Here is a 19,906-nt window from a genome sequence, read left to right as displayed (position 1 = left end):
CTCCTGGGCTTGGGGTGCGCAGCAAGCGTACTCCAAAAGCCGCGCCGCGGGCATGCCGCCGGTGCGGAGCGGGGCCCTAGCGGCCGCTGTCGCGTGGCGTGAAGCCGAACTTCGGCTTCAGGCCGAAGCTGCTGCCGCCGTCGGAGTCCGGCCGCAGCGCGTATTGGCTCGAGCTGCTGGCGGCGTCGCGGCCGTCCGTGCGCGCCGCCCTGGCCGGCGGCCGCGAGGCCGACCCGCCTGCGCGCTGGCTTCGCGCCTTCGCCGCCGGGCCGCTTGCCGCGGCCGGCTGCGCGCCCGCGGCGGACGCCAGCGGGACCGCCAGCGATGCCAGCAAGGTGATGTAAAGGATAGGCCTCACGGCGGGATTGCCGGTTGTGTTCCGGACGGATTGCGGGACCCCCATTGTGACAGGTCCGCTGCCACCGCGGCGCCGTTCCGGCGGTGGCCCGCGGTGGCTCGCGGTGGCTCGCGGCCGGCTACGCCAGCAGCGCGCGCAGCGCGTGCGCATCCATCGGCGGCAGCGCCAGCGCACCCAGCGCACCGCGCACGCCGGCCAGCAAGGCCGCGTTGTCGGGCGCGACGCTGCCGTCCGGCAATTGCATGTTGTTCTCGAAGCCGATGCGGGCGTGCCCGCCCAGCAGTACCGCTGCCGTGGCACAGGCGGCCTCCTGCGGCCCGAAGGCGCAGACCGCCCACGGCGTGCCCGCCAGCTCCATGCCATGCTCGCGCCAGGCCTGCAGGAAAGGCAGCAGGTCGGCCGGGGTCGAGGTCTGCCCGGCCGCGTAGCGGCCGAGCACGAACAGCACCCAGTGCCGTCCCGGCGGAATCGCGCCGCTGGCCCGCAGCGCGGCGTAGCGCCGCACGTCTGCCGCATCGTAGAGGATGTACTGCGCCACCACGCGCTCGCGGTGCATCCAATGGAAGAAGTCGCGCGCCTGCGCCGGGTCGCCCTCCTGCGGCAGCAGCTCGCGCACCGCCACCGAAGCGGCTTCCGGACGCAAGGCGCGGATCGCGGCGATCTGCTGGTCGGGCCGGTAGATGCCGACCGCCTCGGTCGTAAGCTGGATCACCAGCGCCTCGCCCACGGCGCGGCGCACCGCGTCGATGGCCGGCGCATAGTCGGCGGTTTCCAGGCTGTGGGTGCCGTCGGCGCGGCGCACATGCAGGTGGATCATGGCCGCGCCGGCGTCCAGGCAATCCTTGGCGCATTGCGCCAGTTCCGCCGGCGTCATCGGCAGCCGCGGGTGATCGGTGTGGGTCTTGCGCGCGCCGTTGGGCGCGACGGCCAGCGAGAACGGCTGCGCCGTGTTGCCTGCGGGATTCGTCATCGCGCTCTCCCTCAGGCCGCCCGCTGCGCCGGCAGTACCTCGCCGACTGCCGCGACGAAGCGCGCGACGATGCGCTCGATGTCCGCCTCGGTGCAGATGAAGGGCGGCGCCAGCAGGACATGGTCGCCATGCACGCCATCGACGGTGCCGCCCATCGGATAGACCAGCAGGCCCTGCTGCATGGCCGCCGCCTTGAGCCTGGCGTGCGTCTTCAGCGCCGGATCGAGGGTCGCCTTGCTGGCGCGGTCGGCGACGAACTCCACGCCGACGAACAGGCCGCGTCCGCGCACGTCGCCCAGGTTGGGATGCGCGCCCAGTGCCTCGCGCAGGCGCGCACGCAGCTGCTCGCCGCGCGCCAGCACATTGGCCAGCAGCCCCTCCTCGGCGATGGTGCGCTGAACCTCCAGCGCCGCGGCGCAGGCGGTGGCATGGCCGATATAGGTATGACCGTGCTGGAAGAAGCCGCTGCCACCCACGATGGCGTCGTAGATGCGGTCGGTGCACAGGGTGGCGCCGATCGGCTGGTAGCCGGCGCCCAGCCCCTTGGCGATGGTGACGATGTCCGGGACCACGCCATCCTCCGCGCAGGCGAACAGGTGGCCGGTGCGGCCCATGCCGGACATCACCTCGTCCAGGATCAGCAGCACGCCGTACTTGTCGCACACCGCGCGGATGCGCTTCAGGTAGTCGGCCACCGGCGGCACCGCGCCGGCGGTAGCGCCCACCACCGTCTCGGCCACGAAGGCGGCCACGCTGTCCGGTCCGAGTTCGAGGATCTTGGCCTCCAGTTCGTCGGCCAGCCGCTGCGCATACTGCGTGCCGGTCTCGCCCGCGGCCTGGTCGCGGTAGGCATAGCACGGCGAGACATGGTGCGCGGGCACCAGCAGCGGCAGGAAGGGCTCGCGCCGCCAGGCATTGCCGCCGATGGCCAGCGCGCCCAGCGTATTGCCGTGGTAGCTCTGGCGCCGCGCGATGAAATGGCGGCGCGTGCCCTGCCCGGTCTCGACGAAATACTGGCGCGCGAGCTTGAGCGCAGCCTCCACCGCCTCCGACCCGCCCGAGACGAAGTAGACGTGGTTGAGATCACCGGGTGCCGCCTCCGCCAGCGTGGCCGCGAGCGCCTCCGCCGGTTCCGTGGTGAAGAAGGAGGTATGCGCATAGGCCAGCGTCTGCACCTGGCGCTGGATCGCCTCGATCACGCGCGGATGGCCGTGCCCCAGGCAGGAAACGGCCGCGCCACCGGAGGCATCCAGATAGCGCTTGCCGTTGCTGTCGATCAGTTCGATACCCTGGCCGCCAACGGCCATGGGGAGGGCCTGGCGGGGATTGCGGTGGAATACGTGGGTCATGGAGAAGACGGAGAGGACGTGGCCGCACCAGCCTTGCGCCGGTGCGGCCTGGAAGTCGCCAGTATAGGAAAGCGCCCCGGCCAATGCAACATATGTTTCCTAAATAAAACACAAGATACATGCATTTCAAACCCGGATGGCAGCAGGGGCCAGCACGGCTGTCATGGAAGTTGTGCAACAATCGTTACACTCATCGCCCGGAATTCCCGATGCCATCCGACCCCCTTCAACCGCCACGCAGTCCCGACGAACTGCTCGCCCGGCTGCGCAGCCTGTTTCCCGAACTCAGCGCGCAGTTCCAGGGTGGCGCACGCTACCTGCTCGACCATCCGCAAGACATTCCGGTGCTGTCGATGCGCAAGCTGGCCGGCAATGCCGGCGTGCAGCCCGCCACCTTGGTACGCCTGTCGCAGTTCCTCGGTTTCGACGGCTGGCAGAGCCTGCGCGAGTTGTTCGTCGACGTGCTGCGCGCCGGCCCGCAGCCGTACGCCAAGCGTGCCCGCAAGGTGGTGCGTGAGACCGAGTCGGGCAGGATGCTGGCCGAGATGCTGGAAGCGCAGCACCAGAACCTGGACCGCATCGCCAATGCCAACGCGCAATCGCTGCCGCGCGCGGCCGAGCTGATCGCGGCGGCGCCCAGCCTGCACATCGCCGGCTTCCGCGCCTGCTTCCCGATCGCCTTCACCTTCCACTATGTGTACCGGCTGTTCCGCAGTTCGGTGCATCTCGTGCGCGGCGAGGCGGGCACGCTGGAGATGGAACTGCGTGCGCTGGCGCCCGAGGATGCGGTCTTCGTGGCGAGCTTCGCGCCGTACTCGCAGGAGAGCATCCGCGTCGCCACGCTGGCGCGCGCCAGCGGCTGCACGGTCATCGCCCTGACCGACAGCACGGTGTCGCCGATCGCACTGGAGGCCGATTGCACCCTGCTGTTCTCGGTGGAGAGCCCGTCCTTCTTTCCCTCCGTCAGCGCCGGCGTGGCGACCGTCGAAGCCCTGGTCGAGCAACTGCTCGCCAAGCAGGGCAAGGGGGCGATCCGCGCCCTGGAACTGGCCGAAGGCCAGCTCCACCAGACCGGCGCCTATGCGCCGGCCGGCGGCCGCTAGCGTCCAGGATCCTCAGCCAGCGGAAGCACGCGGCCCGGCAAGAAACCGTGCCAGGCCTGCCGGCGGACCGGGCCGGCGCACCAGCGATGCAGGACACCGGGCGCGCCGGCGCCCGCCTCCCCTGCGGCCGGCCTCATTCGAAGGCCTGGTCGTTCGGGTTGGCGTAGGCCTTCCTGACCATGTCGCTCATCGGGAATTCGAAGTTGATCCCCTTGGGCGGCACCGGCTTGTTGAACCACTTGTCATAGAGCGCCTCGATCTCGCCGCTCTTCATCAGGCCCGTCATCACGCCGTCGACCAGCTGTTTGAAGCCCGGATCGTCCTTGGGCATCATGAAACCGTAGGCCTCGAAGGATTGCGGCGTGCCCACCACGGTCCAGTCGGCAGGATTCTGCGCCAGCGTGCGGGCGCCGGAGAGCAGCACGTCGTCCATCATGAAGGCCGCGACGCGGCCGGACTGCAGGATCAGGAAGGACTCGCCGTAGTCCTTCGCGCTCTGGATGGTGATATTGGCCTTCTTCTCGTCGTTGAGCCGGCGCAGGATACGCTCGGACGTGGTGCCGGCGTTGGTGACCACGGTGCGGCCCGACAGATCGGCGAAATCGTGCACGGGGCCGTCCTTCTTCACCAGCAGGCGCGTGCCGGCCACGAAGAAGGTGGTGGAAAAGGCGACCTGCTGCTGGCGCGCCTTCAGGTTGGTGGTCACGCCGCACTCGAGGTCGACGGTGCCGTTCTGCACCAGCGAGATGCGGTTCTGCGAGGTGACCGGCACCATGCGCACCTGCAGCGCCGGCAGGCCGGTCGCCTTCTTCACCTGGGCGATGACGCGGTCGCAGATGTCCTGCGAGAAGCCCACCACTTTCTGGTTGCTGTCGTAGTACGAGAACGGGATGGACGAGGTGCGGTGCCCGATCGAAATCATGCCGGCCTGCTTGATCTTGCCCAGCGTCGGGCTGGCCGGCACGTCGGCGGCGCCGGCCACGCCCTGGGCCAGCAGGGAGGCCAGGCATGCGGCAACCAGGCTGGTGCGCTTCACGACTTTCATTCAATGCTCCTTGGGTTGGCATCCACGCGATGAGCCATCGCGATCCGGATGCTAAGCAATGAGCAACAACTGTTCCATCATGGATAACCATGAAACATATGTTATGAAATCCGCGGAAAGCAACACATGGATCACAATAATCGTTCACTCGATGCCGGCGCTGGTGCACGCTGCCGCCCATGCACCCTGCCTGGGCACCGCGCCGATGGCGGCAGGCGTGCGACAATGCGGACCCGTCCGCCCGCGCCTGTAGCCGTTTCCCCGCCGTCATGTCCAGCACCACGCCCCCGCCGACCGAACGCATCGCCCTTGCCGGCCCCGCCGGCCATATCGATGTCCTGCGCGATGCGCCCGTGGGACCGATGCGCGGCGTGGCGGTGGTCGCCCACCCGCACCCCGAATTGGGCGGCACCGCCCTGCACAAGGTGCCGCAGCAACTGGCGCGGGCGCTGCAATCGTTCGGCTTCCTGACACTGCGGCCGAACTTCCGCGGCGTGGGCCGCAGCGAGGGCACGCATGACCAGGGCATCGGCGAGACCGAGGACCTGCTCGCGGTGGTCGCCAGCCTGCGCGCGGCGCATCCGGACGGGGAACTGGCGCTGGCCGGCTTCTCCTTCGGCGCTTTCGTGCAGTCGCACGTGGCCGGGCGCCTGGTGCAGGCAGGCGTGGCGATCCACCACCTGATCCTGGCCGGCATTCCTGCCGGCGCCATCGCCGGCCGCCGCGACTACGACACGCCGGCGGTGCCGGCCCATGCCCTGGTGGTGCACGGCGAACGCGACGAAACCGTGCCACTGGGCCACGTGTTCGAGTGGGCCCGGCCGCAGCAACTGCCGGTGGTGGTGATCCCCGGCGCGGACCATTTCTTCAGCGGGCGCCTGCCGGTACTGCGCGGCGTGGCGGAACGCTATCTGCGGCGGCCGCCCGAAGCCGCCTAGCCCGGACCGACGCCTGCCGCTTGGTGCCTGCGCTTGCGGTGGCAGGCCGACCATCTCCTGGCGGTAGCGCACGCCGATGCGGCACCCCGCCCCGGCTGCCCCCCCCCCGATCGACGCCGCGGCACAAGCGCACAAGCGGTCATGCCGCGCAAAATCCTGTGGATAAGTCTTGGGATAAGTCCCTGGATAAGTCCCTGGATAAGTCCCTGGATAAGTGGCGGGACAAGTGTGGGACAAGTGCGGGAAAACTACCGGATAAGTGCCGGGAAAGCTGTGCGCAAGCTGTGCGCAAGTTGTGGAAACGCTGCGCGCAGCGTGTGGACAGGCGGCCGGCTGCACGCCCGCCCCCCGGCCCGGAAGCAGCCCTAGCCGTCGCGCCGGGCCGCCCTGACCACACAGTCGGACAGCCTGGCGAAGTGCCGCAAGGCGGCCTGGGTCAGTTCGACCTGCTTGCGCCGGGTGTCTTCCGTGTCGGACAACTGGATCCAGCCCTTCTCGCGCATGGACTTCAAGCGCGCATGCAGGGTCGAGGGAGAGCCCAGCTCGGCGTGGTGGATCAGGTCGCGCACGGAAAGCTGTGCCTTGGCCAGGCCGGCACGGCCGACACACTCCAGGATGCGCTGCTCCAGAGGATCCAGCGCGGGCAGCGAAGGCAGGCCGCGCACCGCTTCGGCAAGTTGCAGGAAACGCAAATAAATGTCAGCGGGTCGGGTCATGGGGTCGTTCCGAGGCTGGCGTCAGACTGGTTTGCGCTATGATCGGCACTCCGTTTCCGGCCGCCCGTTCACGCGCGCAGCCGCCATTCTATGTCAATGACCAAGCTCCGCCTGCAGGCCGGCATGGTGCTGGCGACGCTGCTGCTGTTCGTCGCGGCCCTGGCCTTGAACGAGTGCGTGTTCGCCCGCTCGGAATACGTGCGCGGCATCAACTGGATCTACCTGCCGGCAGGCGTGCGCCTGCTGTGCACCCTGCTGTTCGGCGAAGCCGGCGCGGTCGGCCTGCTGTTCGCGTCCTGGCTGGTCTGCTTCGGTTACTTCTTCCCGCACGACTTCAGCCGCGCCTTCATGGGTGGCATCATCGCCGCAGTCGCACCCTACCTTGTCTACCGGCTGGCGCAGCTGCGCTTCGGCCTGAAGGCCTCGCTGGTCAACCTGACACCGCGGCGCCTGCTCGCCTGCGTCCTTGCCTATTCGGTCGCCAGCCCGCTGCTGTACCACGCATGGCTGTTCCTCAGCGGCGCGCGGGAACACCTGCTGCAGGGCCTGCTGGTGATGTTCGTGGGCGACCTCAGCGGCACGCTGATCGTGATCTATACGCTCAAGGGGCTGCTGACCCTGTGCACCCGCCGCTCGACCAAGCTGCCCTGCTGAAGTCGCAGGTGCGGGCACGAAAAGGCCCGCGTGACAGCGGGCGCGGGCTCGGGATCCTTGCGCAGATGGTTTGCCCACAGGAGCGTCATGGGTGGATCGCAGCGCGGGGAAGAGCGCGGGGAAAAACAAGTGTGAAGCGCGTCTTTCCGTTTGCGGAGGCGACGGATATATCCCCTCCATGCGCGGCCATGATGGCGCGCGTGATCGGCAGGCCAAGGCCGCTGCTGTCGGATTCCGGGCGCACCCGCGACTTGTCGCCGCGAAAAAACCGGTCAAACAACGATGCCAGCAGCTCGACGGCAATCTCCGGGCCGGTGTTCTCCACGGCGATGCTGACTTCGTGCGTATCGGAGCTCGCCTCGATCAGGACTTTCCCATCAGCCGGCGTATGGCGCAATGCGTTGGACAGCAAGTTGCTCAGCGCCCGTCGCAGCATCAGGCGATCTCCCTCGATCGTGGCTTGCCCCCGCCATTCGAATTCAATGCCCTTGTCTTCGGCCAATGCCTCGTAGAACTCGAACAGCGCGGACACTTCGGACTCGACGGAGATGACCTCCTTGTGTGGCAGGTCAAGGCCGTGCTCCATCTTGGCCAGGTAGAGCATGTCGGAGACCATCCGCGAAAGCCGTTGCAACTCCTCGGCATTGGAGGCGAGTATCTCGCGATACCTGGCGGCGTCCCGGGGCTGCGAAAGCGCGACCTGCGTCTGGGTCATCAGGTTTGTCAGCGGTGTGCGCAGGTCATGTGCCAGGTCTGACGAGAAGTCCGACAGCCGCCGGAAGTCGTCCTGCAAGCGGTCGAGCATGGCATTCAGATCGGATGCCAGGTCCGCCATTTCCACCGGCACGGCATCGACCGGCATTCTCTCGGAGAGCTTCTCGCCCGTGACGGTCTGCGCGCGCGATGCCATGGTCCGCAGCGGCAGCAGGCCGCGCCGCGCCGCCCACCAGCCGAGGACGCCGCTGGCAAGCGCCGCCAGCGCGACATAGAAGACCAATGACTTGCGGAATGCCCGCATGAAATGCGCGTGGATCTCGGTGTCCATGGCAAGAACGACTTCCACGGATTGGCCATCCTGCGCCACCATCGACGCCCGCAGCGCGCGATACGCCTTGCCGGCGTCGGTCCACTGGATGACGTCACCCTTGTCACCGTGCTGCTCCAGCGCCTCGAGGGCGAGCGTGGTGTCGAATCCGGGCGAGGCATAGTGTGTGCGACCCGGAGCATCGCGCACCAATACCAGCAGCCCTGCGTGATGCTGGTAGGTCTCGGTGAGACGTGCTGGCAATGTCGCGGTCGAACCCATGGCAATGGTGCTTTCCACCAGGCGCATATTGTCGCGCAGCATGACGTAGTCTTCGTCGGCAAAATGCCGGTTCATGGCCGTGTAGATCAGCAGGCCAAGTCCTAGCAGCACGCAGGTCGACGACAGGGAGAACAATGCCGTCAGGCGCGTGGTGATCGAATACCTGCGCATCAGGCGTCGTCCCCGGGTGCCTCCAGCACGTAACCCATGCCGCGTATCGTCTGGATCAGCTTCGTTTCGTATTCGTCGTCGATCTTCGCGCGCAGGCGACGGATGGCAACGTCGATGACATTGCTGTCGCTGTCAAAATTCATGTCCCAGATCTGGGAGGCGATCAAGGACCGAGGCAGCACTTCGCCCCGACGTCTCGCCAGCAGCTCGAGCAGTGCGAACTCCTTGTTGGTCAAGACGATCTTGCGACCGGCCCGGATAGCCCGGCGGCGCGCGAGATCCAGTACCAGGTCGCCGACCTGAACGCGATCGATGGGCTGGCTACCGGCGCCGCGCCGCAGCAGTGTCCTGACCCTGGCAAGCAGTTCGGCAAAGGCGAACGGCTTCACCAGATAGTCATCGGCACCCAGTTCCAGACCCTTCACGCGATCGGCGACGCTGTCTCGCGCTGTCAGGAACAGAGCGGGCACGGGATTCTCCGAGGCACGCAAGCGCTGCAAGACTTTCCAGCCATCCAGGTCCGGGAGCATGACATCGAGAATCAACAGGTCGTAGCTCTCCGTCGAGGCCATATGCAGGCCGTCCTGACCATTGCGCACGAGATCCACCACAAAGCCTGCTTCCGAGAGGCCCTGGCGCAGGTATTCGCCCGTCTTCGCTTCATCCTCGACCACCAGCAGCTTCATCGCCTCTCCCCGTCCGCACGCATCCTGGATTCCCTTGATCCCGAAACGACGCCAGTGTACGGGCTGGAGGGAACATTACGCCCACCTTACTGGAATGTAATATTCGAGTCATTTCAAAGTTAGCCCGGGATCTCTAATCTTCGCTCGTGGCACCATTGCGAGGTGCCAGAGAAATAGGGAAGAGGAACCACTTCATGCGTTCGAAAACCTCCGCGGGCTTCGTTCTGCCCGGGCCTCATGGCCTTTCCAGGCGTCGCTTCGTCCAGGGACTGGCTGCCGGTGGCGTACTGGGAGCACTAGGCGGATTGCCGACGGGAGCCTGGCCTCAAGCGACATCCGCCCGGCCACACGCCGGCAGCGGTACTGCGCCCGTGCTGCGCGGTAGCGAGTTCGATCTGGTCATCGAGGATGCCGCGGTGAACTTCACCGGCAGGCCGGGCGTTGCGCAGACCATCAACGGTATGCTGCCTGGCCCCACGCTGTGCTGGCGCAAGGGCGATACCGTCACCATTCGTGTCACGAACCGCCTGAACGAGCCAACCTCGATCCATTGGCACGGCATCATCCTGCCGTTCCAGATGGACGGGGTGCCCGGCATCAGCTTTGCCGGGATCGCGCCCGGCGAAACGTTCACATACCGGTTCAAGGTCGAGCAAACGGGCAGCTACTGGTATCACTCGCACTCGGGCTTCCAGGAGATGACGGGCGTCTACGGTGGCCTGATCATCGAAGGCGACGGCGACCCCGTCCGCGCCGACCGGGACTACTCCGTGCTGTTGTCGGACTGGACAGACGAGGACCCGATGCGGGTGCTCTCCAAGCTCAAGGTCCGGAGCGACTATTACAACTACAACCAGCCCACGGTCCTGGATTTCTTCCGTGACATCTCCCATGACGGCCTCAAGGCCGCCTTGGACAAGCGGAAGATGTGGAACCAGATGCGAATGAACCCGACGGATCTTGCCGACCTGTCCGGGGCAACGCTCACCTACCTCATGAACGGGGTCACGCCTGCCGGCAACTGGACGGGGCTTTTCCGTCCGGGCGAAAAGGTGCGGCTCCGCTTCATCAATGGTGCGGGCAATACCTTCTACGATGTGCGCATTCCGGGACTCAAGCTTAAGGTGGTCCAGGTCGATGGCCAGAACATCGAACCGGTCACCATCGACGAATTCCGCTTCGGGCCTGGCGAGACATGCGACGTGCTGGTCGAACCGACCGACGAAGCTCACACCATCTTTGCGCAAAGCATGGACCGGACAGGCTTTGCCCGCGGCACGCTGGCCGCTCGTGAGGGGCTTCAGGCGCCGGTGCCCGCGCCGGACAAGGTGGAATGGCTCGCCATGGCCGACATGATGGGGAGCATGGGCCATGGCGGCATGGATCATGCCGCCATGAACCATGGAGCCATGCCCATGGAGCACAGCCAGCATGGTGGCATGGCGATGGACCATAGCCAGCACACCATCTCCGGCAGGCAAGGCATGGAGGTGGCAGATCCGCTCAAGGTGCCCAGCACGAAGGCGCGGCACGCGCGCACGGAGTACGGCGCCAGCACGGACATGCGTGTCGACATGGCGCGGACCAATCTCGACGATCCCGGCATCGGACTGCGCAACAACGGGCGACGCGTCCTGACTCTGTCGGACCAGCACACGATTGGCGGCGCGATGGATGCGCGCGGCCCGGGGCGCGAGGTGGAGCTGCACTTGACGGGAAACATGGAACGCTATGCCTGGTCGCTCGACGGCGTGGAATTCGGCCAGTCGACGCCTGTCTTCTTCAAGCACGGCGAGCGACTACGGGTCATCCTGCACAACGACACGATGATGACGCACCCGATGCACCTGCACGGCATGTGGAGCGAGCTGGAAACGCCGGACGGATCTTTTCAGGCGCGGCGCCACACCATTCCCGTGCAGCCGGCGCAACGCATCAGCTTTCTGGTCACGGCCGATGCGCTGGGGCGCTGGGCATGGCACTGCCACCTGATGCTGCATATGGACGCAGGCATGTTCCGCGAAGTGGTGGTGGCCTGATGCTTCAGTTCCCGAAGGCTTATCGCATGCGCCATCCGAAAGCGACACTGCTTGCCGTGCTGGTCGCCGGCACAACCACGATGCCGGCATGGGCGCAACATTCCCATGGCGACCATGCCGCGCCACAGGCTGCGGGTGCCGCCCCCTCAGCGCCCGGGGCCGAGGGTGCGTCCGCAGCGCCGCTGCAAGGCATGGATGGCGACACCATGCCAACGATGGATGGCGGCGAGATGCAGGGCATGGACGGAGAGCCGATCCAGACCATGGACGGTGCGTCACCGCCGACGACGACCATGGACCATGGCGACATGCAGATGCAGGGTGGCAGCGCCCCCGCCGATGCTCGTGATCCACATGCCTATTCAGGTGGATACCAACTCGGTGGCGGAAAATACGCGCTCGGTGACCATCGCCAGCTTCATATGGCAGACGAACACCTGTTCGCGTCGGTGCTTGTCGATCGACTCGAATGGACGCGCGGAGCCGACAGCAAAGCTGCATCGTACGAGGCGCAAGCCTGGTTCGGAAGCACCTACAACAAGTTCGTGATCAAGGCGGAAGGCGAGGCTGAGCGCGGAAAGGTCCATGACGCACGCACGGAACTCCTGTGGGGCCACGCGGTGGCAACGTACTGGGACACGCAACTGGGTTTCCGCAACGATGCCGGCTATGGACGCCCAGGCCGCAACTGGCTCGCATTCGGTGTGCAGGGACTGGCTCCCTACTGGTTCGAGGTGGACGCAACGGGATACGTCGGCACCGAAGGCCGCACTGCACTGCGGCTGTCCGCCGAATACGAACTGCTGATCACCCAGCGGTTGATCCTGCAGCCGCGCCTCGAGGCCAATCTGTACGGCAAGCGCGATCCTGCCGTGGGCGTCGGCAGCGGCCTTTCAAACGGCACCATCGGGATTCGATTGCGTTATGAAATCAGCCGGCAGTTCGCCCCGTACATCGGCATCGAACGGTACCAGACGTTCGGCAACACAGCGGACCTGGTCCGGGCCTCTGGCGGCCGCAGTGGAGAAACGAGGTTTGTTGCCGGTGTACGGCTCTGGTTCTGATTCCCGCATCATCACCATCGAAGGAAAGTCCATGACATCCATGATCTCCGCGGCTAGGCCGCTGCTGGCGGCCGCCGCCATTCTTGCCAGCACCGCTGCGCTGGCACATCCCAGGCTGGTCAGTTCATCGCCCGCCGAGGGGGCGGAAGGCGCCGCCCCCCAAAGGATCGAACTGCACTTCTCCGAGAACCTGGTCAAGCAATTCTCCGGCGCCAATCTGGTCATGACCGGCATGCCGGGAATGAGCGATCACGCCGCCATGAAGGTGGCCAGCTCGGTCTCCGGGGGCGACGATCCGAAGACCATGCTCATTACGCCGAAGAGCCCATTGGTGCCGGGCACCTACCGTGTGGAGTGGCGTGCCGTGTCCTCGGATACACACTCGATCACGGGTGCCATCAACTTCAAGGTGAACTGAGCGCATGCAGGTCGACTGGATGAATGTACTGGTGCGATTCGCACTGTATCTGGATCTGATGCTCGTGTTCGGCCTGCCCCTGTTTGCCTGCCATGCGTTGCAAGGCGCCGAACGGATCTCCCCGCTCGCGCGCCAGTACATCAAGTGGACCGCCGCGGCCAGCGCGGCGGGCATCATGCTGTCTGGAATCGAGATGCTTGTGATGGCAAAAGCCATGACCGGAGCCTCGGCATACTCGGATCTGAGCGTCCACGTCTTCGAGATGATGGTGACCGGAACCGGCTTCGGTACCGCATGGTCCGGTCGACAGATCGGGCTGCTCGCCAGCCTCCTCATCACGCTCGCCTTGGCAAGGCGACCCTCCGCTCAGATCCGCCTGCTGGCACTGACGGGGGCGGTGGCGCTGTCCTCGCTGGCCTGGGCGGGGCACGGCGCCATGGACGACGGGGATCGTCGCGTCATCCACCTGCTCGCCGATATCGCGCATCTGCTCGCGGCCGGGGCATGGGTCGGCGCGCTCGCCGCCTTCGTTCTGCTTGGCAAGGCGACGCAACGTGATGCGACCCTGCTGAGTCTTCTGGCGCGGACTGCGCATGGTTTCGCGCGGCCAGGGAGTGTCATCGTGGCAACGCTGGTCGTAACCGGTACCGCAAACTATTGGCTCATCGCCGGGTTGCCCTCGGCATCCGCAATGCGCACGTCGTACGGCATGTTGCTGCTGATCAAGCTCGCACTGTTCGGGACCATGCTCGTCATGGCGGCGTTGAACAGGTATCGGCTGACTCCCAGGCTGGCTGCCGAGATCCGGATCGGCAACGCAGTGGGAGCCAGCCGGGCCCTGCGCAGAAGCCTGCAGTGGGAGATGGCGACGTCGATCGCGGTGCTCGTCGCAGTTGCGATCCTGGGCGTGTTATCGCCAGACGCCTAAGGTGCCGCTCGGATATCGGGAACCTGCGACAGACGCGCCGCGATCGCTTCCGGCGTATCTGGTGCCTTCCTTCGTGTGGCGAACATCTGTTGACGGGCTCGTGGTCGCCTGAGATGAAACAAAAACCCCGCACGAGGCGGGGTAGATGTTGACAGCTTTCCGTGACGGAATCTCAGAACGGGATATCGTCGTCCATGTCCTCGAAGCCGTTCGACGGTGCCTGCTGCTGGCGCCGTGCGCCGCCCTGCTGGCCACCGCCCTGGCCACCGCCCTGACCGCCGCCCTGGCCGCGGCCACCGCCGTAGCCACCGCCCGAGGCCTCGCGGCCGCCGCCGTAGCCACCACCACCGCCACCGCCGCCCATGTCGTCACCGCCGCCACCCATACCCTGGCGCGCCCCCAGCATCTGCATCTGGTCGGCGACGATCTCGGTGCTGTACTTGTCCTGGCCGGACTGGTCCTGCCACTTGCGGGTGCGGATGCGCCCTTCGATGTAGACCTGGGAGCCCTTGCGCAGGTACTGGCCGGCGATCTCGGCGAGCTTGCCGAAGAAGGCCACGCGGTGCCATTCGGTCAGCTCCTTCATGTCGCCGCTGGCCTTGTCGCGATAGCGGTCGGTGGTAGCCAGGCGGATGTTGGTCACGGCGTCGCCGCTGGGCATGTAGCGGGTTTCCGGGTCCGCGCCCAGGTTGCCGACGAGAATGACTTTGTTGACCGATGCCATATGATGATCTCCGAAAACCACGCCCTGCGAGTCCAGACAAGTGGCGTGGCAATACCCTGACGATTGCTGCGAGGCGCCGTGGCGGCATCGCGGCCGCCGCTGCGCGCCAGCTGGCGCAACGGCATCCGGACGCGCATCGGCGGCCACGTAAACGAACAACGCGCACCCGGCCAGGAAGTCGGGCGCGCGGTCATGCTAAAGCCTGCGGCTGGCCGGAAACGTTGCAAAACGACGCGATTCGATGTGATCGATGCGCCGGCGCGGCCGGCCGGGCCGCTCAGTGCTCCGGCTAGTGCGCCGGTGCCGGCGTGCCGCCCTGGCCCCGGGCCGGCGGCGGCTTCATGCTCCAGGCGATTATAAGCCAGAGCACCAGCACGGCCGCGCAGGCATAGAACACGGCGCCATGTCCCTCGTGCTTGAGGATCCAGCCGCCCACGGCGCCGCCCAGGAACAGGCCAAGCGCCTGCGTCGTGTTGTACACGCCCAGCGCCGCGCCGCGCGAGGCCGCCGCGTAGCGCGACACCAGCGAGGGCTGCATGGCTTCCAGCACGTTGAAGGCGACGAAGAACAGCAGCAGGACGCCGACGATGCTCCAGAAACCGTGCACGCCCGCGAACAGCAGCTGCACCACCGTCATCAGCGCCACCGAGCTGAGCAGCACGGGACGTACCTTGCCATAGCGTTCGGCCGCCATCATCGGAGCCAGCATCAACAGGAAGGACACCAGCACCACCGGCAGGTAGACCTTCCAGTGCTGGTCCAGCGGCATGCCCGCCTCGGTCAGCATGGCCGGCACCACCATGAACATCGCCACCTGGCTCGCGTGCAGGGCCAGCACGCCGACGTTGAGGCGCGCCAGGTCGGCATTGAGCAGCACGCTGCGGAACGGCAGGCGCACCGGATGCGGCGGCGGCGGGCTCGGCACCACGAACAGGGTGACGCCGATCGCCACCACGCCCAGCACCGACATCAGCGCGAAGATGCCGTGCATGCCGATCGAGTGCAGCAGCGGCGAGGCGATCACCAGCGACAGGGCGAAGGTCAAGCCGATGCTGCCGCCGACCATGGCCATGGCCTTGGTGCGGTGCCGCTCGCGCGTGAGGTCGGCGATGCAGGCGGTGATGGCCGCCGAGATCGCGCCCATGCCTTGCAGCGCGCGGCCGATGATGATGCCGGTCAGCGTATCCGAGAAGGCGGCCACCGCGCCGCCGGCGATGAACAGCAGCAGGCCGCCGACCATCACCGGCTTGCGGCCGATGCGATCGGACAGCCAGCCGAGCGGAATGTGCAGGAAGGCCTGCATCAGGCCATAGATGCCCATCGCCAGGCCGACGCGCTGGGCGTCGTGGCCGTCGGGCAGGCCGCGCGCGTATTCGGCGAACACCGGCAGGATCAGGAACAGGCCCAGCATGCGCAGGGCGAAGATGCTGGCCAGCGACAGGCTGGCACGCAGTTCGGCGCGGGTCATGCGCTCGCGCGCGGCGCCGGCCTGGGCGTCCGTGGCGGCACCTTGGGAAGAAGACGGGATCGACGGCATCGCGGTCGTTGGGGGAAAGGTTCGGACAGGTCGGCAGCTGCGCACTCCGGCCCGGCGGCCAACCGGCGCCGGCAGATTCGATCGCGCCGGCGGCGGGAAGTTGCCTGCTTCGCGGCGGGCACGGCCTGCGACCGATCGCCGCAGCAGCCTGCCGCTCGTGGCGGCATCCGGCGCGCCTGGACAGGCTGACAACCCGGGAAACCGAAGTTCGGTATATTAACAGGTTTGCCCCTTCGCGCTTCGCGGGCCACATCCCCGGCCCTGCCTTGAAAACAGGCGTGCCTGGGCACACTTTTCCCGCTTCGCCTCTTGCTGGCCCGCCCCGCCTCCCGGCCTGCCCGGCGGCACTGGGAATGGCTCATGATGCACATTAAGGAAGCGGCCTGGCGGGGACGGGCCTGAATGCGTGAGAACTCGGCGTATGGACGAAATCAAGATCCGTGGGGCACGTACCCATAACCTGAAGAACATCAATCTCGACCTGCCGCGCAACCAGCTGGTCGTGATCACCGGCCTGTCGGGCTCGGGCAAGTCGTCGCTGGCCTTCGACACGCTCTATGCCGAAGGCCAGCGGCGCTACGTCGAGTCGCTGTCGGCCTACGCGCGCCAGTTCCTGCAGATGATGGAAAAGCCCGACGTCGACCTGATCGAGGGCCTGTCCCCTGCCATCTCCATCGAGCAGAAGGCCACCAGCCACAACCCGCGCTCCACCGTGGGCACGGTGACCGAGATCCACGACTACCTGCGCCTGCTGTTTGCGCGCGCCGGCACCCCGTACTGCCCCGACCACGGGCTGGCCCTGGAGGCGCAGAGCGTGTCGCAGATGGTGGATGCCGTGCTGGCGCTGCCCGAGGACACCAAGCTGATGATCCTGGCGCCGGTGGTCACCGATCGCAAGGGCGAGCACGGCGACCTGTTCGACGCCATGCAGGCGCAGGGCTTCGTGCGCTTCCGCATCCGCTCGGGCGGCGGCGCCGCGCACGAGGCGCCGGCCGCGGTCTACGAGGCCGACGCCCTGCCCAAGCTGAAGAAGACCGAGAAGCACACCATCGAAGTGGTGGTGGACCGCGTCAAGGTGCGCGCCGACATCAAGCAGCGCCTGGCCGAGTCCTTCGAGACCGCGCTGCGCCTGGCTGACGGCCGTGCCGTCGCGCTGGAGCTCGACAGCGGGCATGAGCACCTGTTCAGCTCCAAGTTCGCCTGCCCGATCTGCTCCTATTCGCTGCAGGAGCTGGAGCCGCGGCTGTTCTCCTTCAACAACCCGATGGGCGCCTGCCCGAGTTGCGATGGCCTGGGCCAGATCACCTTCTTCGATCCGAAGCGGGTGGTGGCCTTTCCCAATCTGTCGCTGGCCTCGGGTGCGATCAAGGGCTGGGACCGCCGCAACCAGTTCTACTTCCAGATGCTGCAGAGCCTGGCGGCCTTCTACGACTTCGACACCGACACCCCCTTCGAGGACCTGCCGGAAACGGTGCAGAAGGTGGTGCTGCACGGCTCGGGCGAGCAACAGATCCCGTTCTCCTACATCAACGAGCGCGGGCGCACCACGGTGCGCGAGCATGCCTTCGAGGGCATCATCCCCAACCTGGAGCGGCGCTACCGCGAGACCGACTCGGTGGCGGTGCGCGAGGAACTGGCCAAGTACCAGAACAACCAGCCCTGCCCGGCCTGCCAGGGCACGCGCCTGCGCACCGAAGCGCGCCACGTCAAGGTCGGCGACGGCGGGCAGGCACGCGCCATCTTCGAGATCAATGGCTGGCCGCTGCGCGACGCGCTGACCTGGTTCCTGACGCTGGACCTGCACGGCGCCAAGCGCGAGATCGCCGACAAGATCGTCAAGGAAATCACTGCGCGGCTGAACTTCCTCAACAACGTCGGGCTGGACTACCTGTCGCTGGAGCGCAGCGCCGACACGCTGTCGGGCGGCGAGGCCCAGCGCATCCGCCTCGCCTCGCAGATCGGCTCGGGCCTGACCGGCGTGATGTACGTGCTGGACGAGCCGTCGATCGGCCTGCACCAGCGCGACAACGACCGCCTGATCGGCACCCTCAAGCACCTGCGCGACATCGGCAACTCGGTGCTGGTGGTCGAGCATGACGAAGACATGATCCGCGCCAGCGACTACGTGGTCGACATGGGCCCGGGCGCCGGCGTGCACGGCGGCATGGTGGTGGCCGAAGGCACGCCGGGCGAGGTCGAGGCGGCGCCCGCCTCGCTGACCGGCCAGTACCTGTCCGGCGCGCGCCGCATCGCGGTGCCGGCCGAGCGCGCCGCACCCGACGCGGAGCGCCTGCTGCGCATCGTCAACGCCAGCGGCAACAACCTGAAGCACGTCAACGCCGAGATCCCGGTCGGGCTGCTGACCTGCGTCACCGGCGTGTCCGGCTCGGGCAAGTCGACGCTGATCAACGATACGCTGTACAACGCCGTGGCACGCCACCTGTACGGCTCCACGCCGGAGCCGGCGCCCTACGAGCGCATCGACGGGCTGGAGCACTTCGACAAGGTCATCAACGTCGACCAGAGCCCGATCGGGCGCACGCCGCGCTCGAACCCCGCCACCTACACCGGCCTCTTCACGCCGATCCGCGAGTTGTTCGCCGGGGTGCCATCGGCCAAGGAACGCGGCTACGACCCGGGCCGCTTTTCCTTCAACGTCAAGGGCGGACGCTGCGAGTCCTGCCAGGGCGACGGCGTGATCAAGGTGGAGATGCACTTCCTGCCCGACGTCTACGTGCCCTGCGATGTCTGCCACGGCAAGCGCTACAACCGCGAGACACTGGAGGTGCTGTACAAGGGCCGCAACATCTCCGAGGTGCTCGAACTGACGGTGGAGCAGGCGCACGAGTTCTTCGGCGCGGTGCCGGTGATCCGGCGCAAGCTGCAGACCCTGCTCGACGTCGGCCTGGGCTACATCCGGCTGGGGCAGTCGGCCACCACGCTGTCCGGCGGCGAGGCGCAGCGCGTCAAGCTGTCGCTGGAACTCTCCAAGCGCGACACCGGCCGCACCCTGTACATCCTCGACGAGCCCACCACCGGCCTGCACTTCCATGACATCGAGCTGCTGCTCAAGGTCATCCACAAGTTGCGCGACCAGGGCAATACGGTGGTCATCATCGAGCACAACCTGGACGTGATCAAGACCGCGGACTGGCTGCTCGACCTGGGTCCCGAGGGCGGCGCCGGCGGCGGGCAGATCGTCGCGCGCGGCACGCCGGAGGATGTCGCGGCCAGCAAGGCGAGCTTCACCGGCCGCTACCTGGCACCGCTGCTGACGCGCGGCTAGGCGTTCGCCGCCGCGCTTGCCATGGCGCTTGCATTCGCGCCGGCGGCACCTACCATGGACTGCAGCGGCGCCCCACGGCGCCGCCCGAGCAGGAGTCCCGTCATGGATGCCGCCGTCAGCCTGAGCCTGGTCCAGGTCGCCAAACCCGAGGCGGCCAACTTCATCTTCGGCCAATCCCACTTCATCAAGACCGTGGAAGACATCCACGAGGCCGTGGCGGGCACCGTGCCCGGCGCACGCTTCGGGCTGGCCTTCTGCGAGGCCTCCGGCAAGCGCCTGGTGCGCTGGTCCGGCACCGAGGAAGCGCTGGTCGACCTGGCCTGCGAGAACGCCCTGGCGGTCGGCGCCGGCCACAGCTTCTTCCTCTTCCTGGGCGACGGGTTGTTTCCCGTCAATGTGCTGGCGGCCGTGCGGGCGGTGCCCGAGCTATGCCGCATCTACTGCGCCACGGCCAACCCGGTGCAGGTCATCGTGGCGCAGACGGCGCAGGGACGCGCGGTGCTCGGCGTGGTGGACGGCGCCGGTCCGCTCGGCCTCGAGACCGAGGCGGACATTGCCGAACGGCGGGGCCTGCTGCGCGCGCTCGGCTACAAGCTGTAGGCCTGCGCCGGCGG

Annotated in this window: 18 protein-coding genes; 10 read left to right on the top strand and 8 right to left on the bottom strand. The window is 67.1% G+C overall.

The window, feature by feature from the left end; genetic code table 11:
• Positions 1 to 98: 98 nt before the first annotated feature.
• Positions 99 to 344, top strand: coding sequence for a hypothetical protein (locus tag BKK81_RS04450; protein WP_071010941.1), 246 nt, complete (start codon positions 99 to 101; stop codon positions 342 to 344).
• Positions 345 to 476: 132 nt separating this feature from the next.
• Here BKK81_RS04450 and BKK81_RS04445 read toward each other — a convergent pair whose 3' ends face one another.
• Together BKK81_RS04445 and BKK81_RS04440 are read right to left on the bottom strand one after the other, a co-directional pair.
• A complete protein-coding gene (locus BKK81_RS04445; protein ID WP_071010940.1) occupies positions 477 to 1,328 on the bottom strand; it encodes a 3-keto-5-aminohexanoate cleavage protein in 852 nt (283 codons plus the stop codon).
• A gap of 11 nt (positions 1,329 to 1,339) precedes the next feature.
• The gene (locus BKK81_RS04440; RefSeq protein WP_071016044.1) at positions 1,340 to 2,677 is read right to left on the bottom strand and encodes an aspartate aminotransferase family protein; all 1,338 of its coding nucleotides are present in this window, start codon (positions 2,675 to 2,677) and stop codon (positions 1,340 to 1,342) included.
• Between the two features lie 209 nt (positions 2,678 to 2,886).
• On the opposite strand from BKK81_RS04440, the gene BKK81_RS04435 reads away from it, so the two are divergent.
• Complete coding sequence (locus BKK81_RS04435; RefSeq protein WP_071010939.1) at positions 2,887 to 3,780, top strand: MurR/RpiR family transcriptional regulator; 894 nt, start codon at positions 2,887 to 2,889, stop codon at positions 3,778 to 3,780.
• Positions 3,781 to 3,913: 133 nt separating this feature from the next.
• Here the strand turns inward: BKK81_RS04435 and BKK81_RS04430 are convergent, their stop codons facing one another.
• On the bottom strand, positions 3,914 to 4,825 hold the full coding sequence (locus tag BKK81_RS04430; protein ID WP_071010938.1) for a glutamate/aspartate ABC transporter substrate-binding protein: 912 nt from the start codon (positions 4,823 to 4,825) through the stop codon (positions 3,914 to 3,916).
• Positions 4,826 to 5,094: 269 nt separating this feature from the next.
• On the opposite strand from BKK81_RS04430, the gene BKK81_RS04425 reads away from it, so the two are divergent.
• Positions 5,095 to 5,763, top strand: a complete 669-nt coding sequence (locus BKK81_RS04425) for an alpha/beta hydrolase (protein ID WP_071010937.1) — start codon at positions 5,095 to 5,097, stop codon at positions 5,761 to 5,763.
• Positions 5,764 to 6,128: 365 nt separating this feature from the next.
• Here BKK81_RS04425 and BKK81_RS04420 read toward each other — a convergent pair whose 3' ends face one another.
• Positions 6,129 to 6,479 (bottom strand): MarR family transcriptional regulator, encoded by a 351-nt coding sequence (locus BKK81_RS04420; protein ID WP_071010936.1) that lies wholly within the window; start codon positions 6,477 to 6,479, stop codon positions 6,129 to 6,131.
• A 96-nt stretch (positions 6,480 to 6,575) separates the two neighbouring features.
• Between BKK81_RS04420 and BKK81_RS04415 the strand changes: the two genes are divergently transcribed.
• Positions 6,576 to 7,133, top strand: a complete 558-nt coding sequence (locus tag BKK81_RS04415; RefSeq protein WP_071010935.1) for a hypothetical protein — start codon at positions 6,576 to 6,578, stop codon at positions 7,131 to 7,133.
• Between the two features lie 85 nt (positions 7,134 to 7,218).
• Here the strand turns inward: BKK81_RS04415 and BKK81_RS04410 are convergent, their stop codons facing one another.
• Positions 7,219 to 8,610, bottom strand: a complete 1,392-nt coding sequence (locus BKK81_RS04410) for a heavy metal sensor histidine kinase (protein ID WP_071010934.1) — start codon at positions 8,608 to 8,610, stop codon at positions 7,219 to 7,221.
• Positions 8,610 to 9,296 carry a heavy metal response regulator transcription factor gene (locus BKK81_RS04405; protein ID WP_071010933.1) on the bottom strand — a complete coding sequence of 229 codons (687 nt, stop codon included), beginning with the start codon at positions 9,294 to 9,296 and terminating at the stop codon, positions 8,610 to 8,612. The genes BKK81_RS04410 and BKK81_RS04405 overlap by 1 nt, the downstream gene beginning before the upstream one ends.
• Before the next feature lie 194 nt (positions 9,297 to 9,490).
• Between BKK81_RS04405 and BKK81_RS04400 the strand changes: the two genes are divergently transcribed.
• The 4 genes from BKK81_RS04400 to copD are packed head-to-tail and all read left to right on the top strand — an operon-like array spanning position 9,491 to position 13,745.
• Complete coding sequence (locus BKK81_RS04400; RefSeq protein ID WP_071010932.1) at positions 9,491 to 11,335, top strand: copper resistance system multicopper oxidase; 1,845 nt, start codon at positions 9,491 to 9,493, stop codon at positions 11,333 to 11,335.
• On the top strand, positions 11,335 to 12,399 hold the full coding sequence (locus BKK81_RS04395; RefSeq protein WP_442873391.1) for a copper resistance protein B: 1,065 nt from the start codon (positions 11,335 to 11,337) through the stop codon (positions 12,397 to 12,399). Before BKK81_RS04400 ends, BKK81_RS04395 begins: the two co-directional genes overlap by 1 nt.
• Positions 12,400 to 12,430: 31 nt before the next feature.
• Positions 12,431 to 12,817: a copper homeostasis periplasmic binding protein CopC gene (gene copC, locus BKK81_RS04390; RefSeq protein WP_071010931.1), complete on the top strand. Its 387-nt coding sequence runs from the start codon at positions 12,431 to 12,433 to the stop codon at positions 12,815 to 12,817.
• A 4-nt stretch (positions 12,818 to 12,821) separates the two neighbouring features.
• Entirely contained in the window at positions 12,822 to 13,745 is a 924-nt protein-coding gene (copD, locus tag BKK81_RS04385) for a copper homeostasis membrane protein CopD (RefSeq protein ID WP_071010930.1), read from the top strand.
• A gap of 172 nt (positions 13,746 to 13,917) precedes the next feature.
• Here the strand turns inward: copD and BKK81_RS04380 are convergent, their stop codons facing one another.
• The gene (locus tag BKK81_RS04380; protein WP_071010929.1) at positions 13,918 to 14,469 is read right to left on the bottom strand and encodes a single-stranded DNA-binding protein; all 552 of its coding nucleotides are present in this window, start codon (positions 14,467 to 14,469) and stop codon (positions 13,918 to 13,920) included.
• A 289-nt stretch (positions 14,470 to 14,758) separates the two neighbouring features.
• A complete protein-coding gene (locus BKK81_RS04375) occupies positions 14,759 to 16,006 on the bottom strand; it encodes an MFS transporter (RefSeq protein WP_071010928.1) in 1,248 nt (415 codons plus the stop codon).
• 421 nt (positions 16,007 to 16,427) lie between these two features.
• Here BKK81_RS04375 and uvrA point away from each other — a divergent pair, with 421 nt between their 5' ends.
• Together uvrA and BKK81_RS04365 are read left to right on the top strand one after the other, a co-directional pair.
• Positions 16,428 to 19,292, top strand: a complete 2,865-nt coding sequence (uvrA, locus tag BKK81_RS04370; RefSeq protein ID WP_071010927.1) for an excinuclease ABC subunit UvrA — start codon at positions 16,428 to 16,430, stop codon at positions 19,290 to 19,292.
• Between the two features lie 102 nt (positions 19,293 to 19,394).
• A complete protein-coding gene (locus BKK81_RS04365) occupies positions 19,395 to 19,892 on the top strand; it encodes an adenosine-specific kinase (RefSeq protein WP_071010926.1) in 498 nt (165 codons plus the stop codon).
• Positions 19,893 to 19,906: the final 14 nt, after the last annotated feature.

The organism is Cupriavidus sp. USMAHM13 (assembly GCF_001854285.1).
GTDB lineage: Bacteria > Pseudomonadota > Gammaproteobacteria > Burkholderiales > Burkholderiaceae > Cupriavidus > Cupriavidus malaysiensis.
Note: the sequence above shows the minus strand (reverse complement) of the source record. Positions and strands in the feature narration are given on the sequence as shown.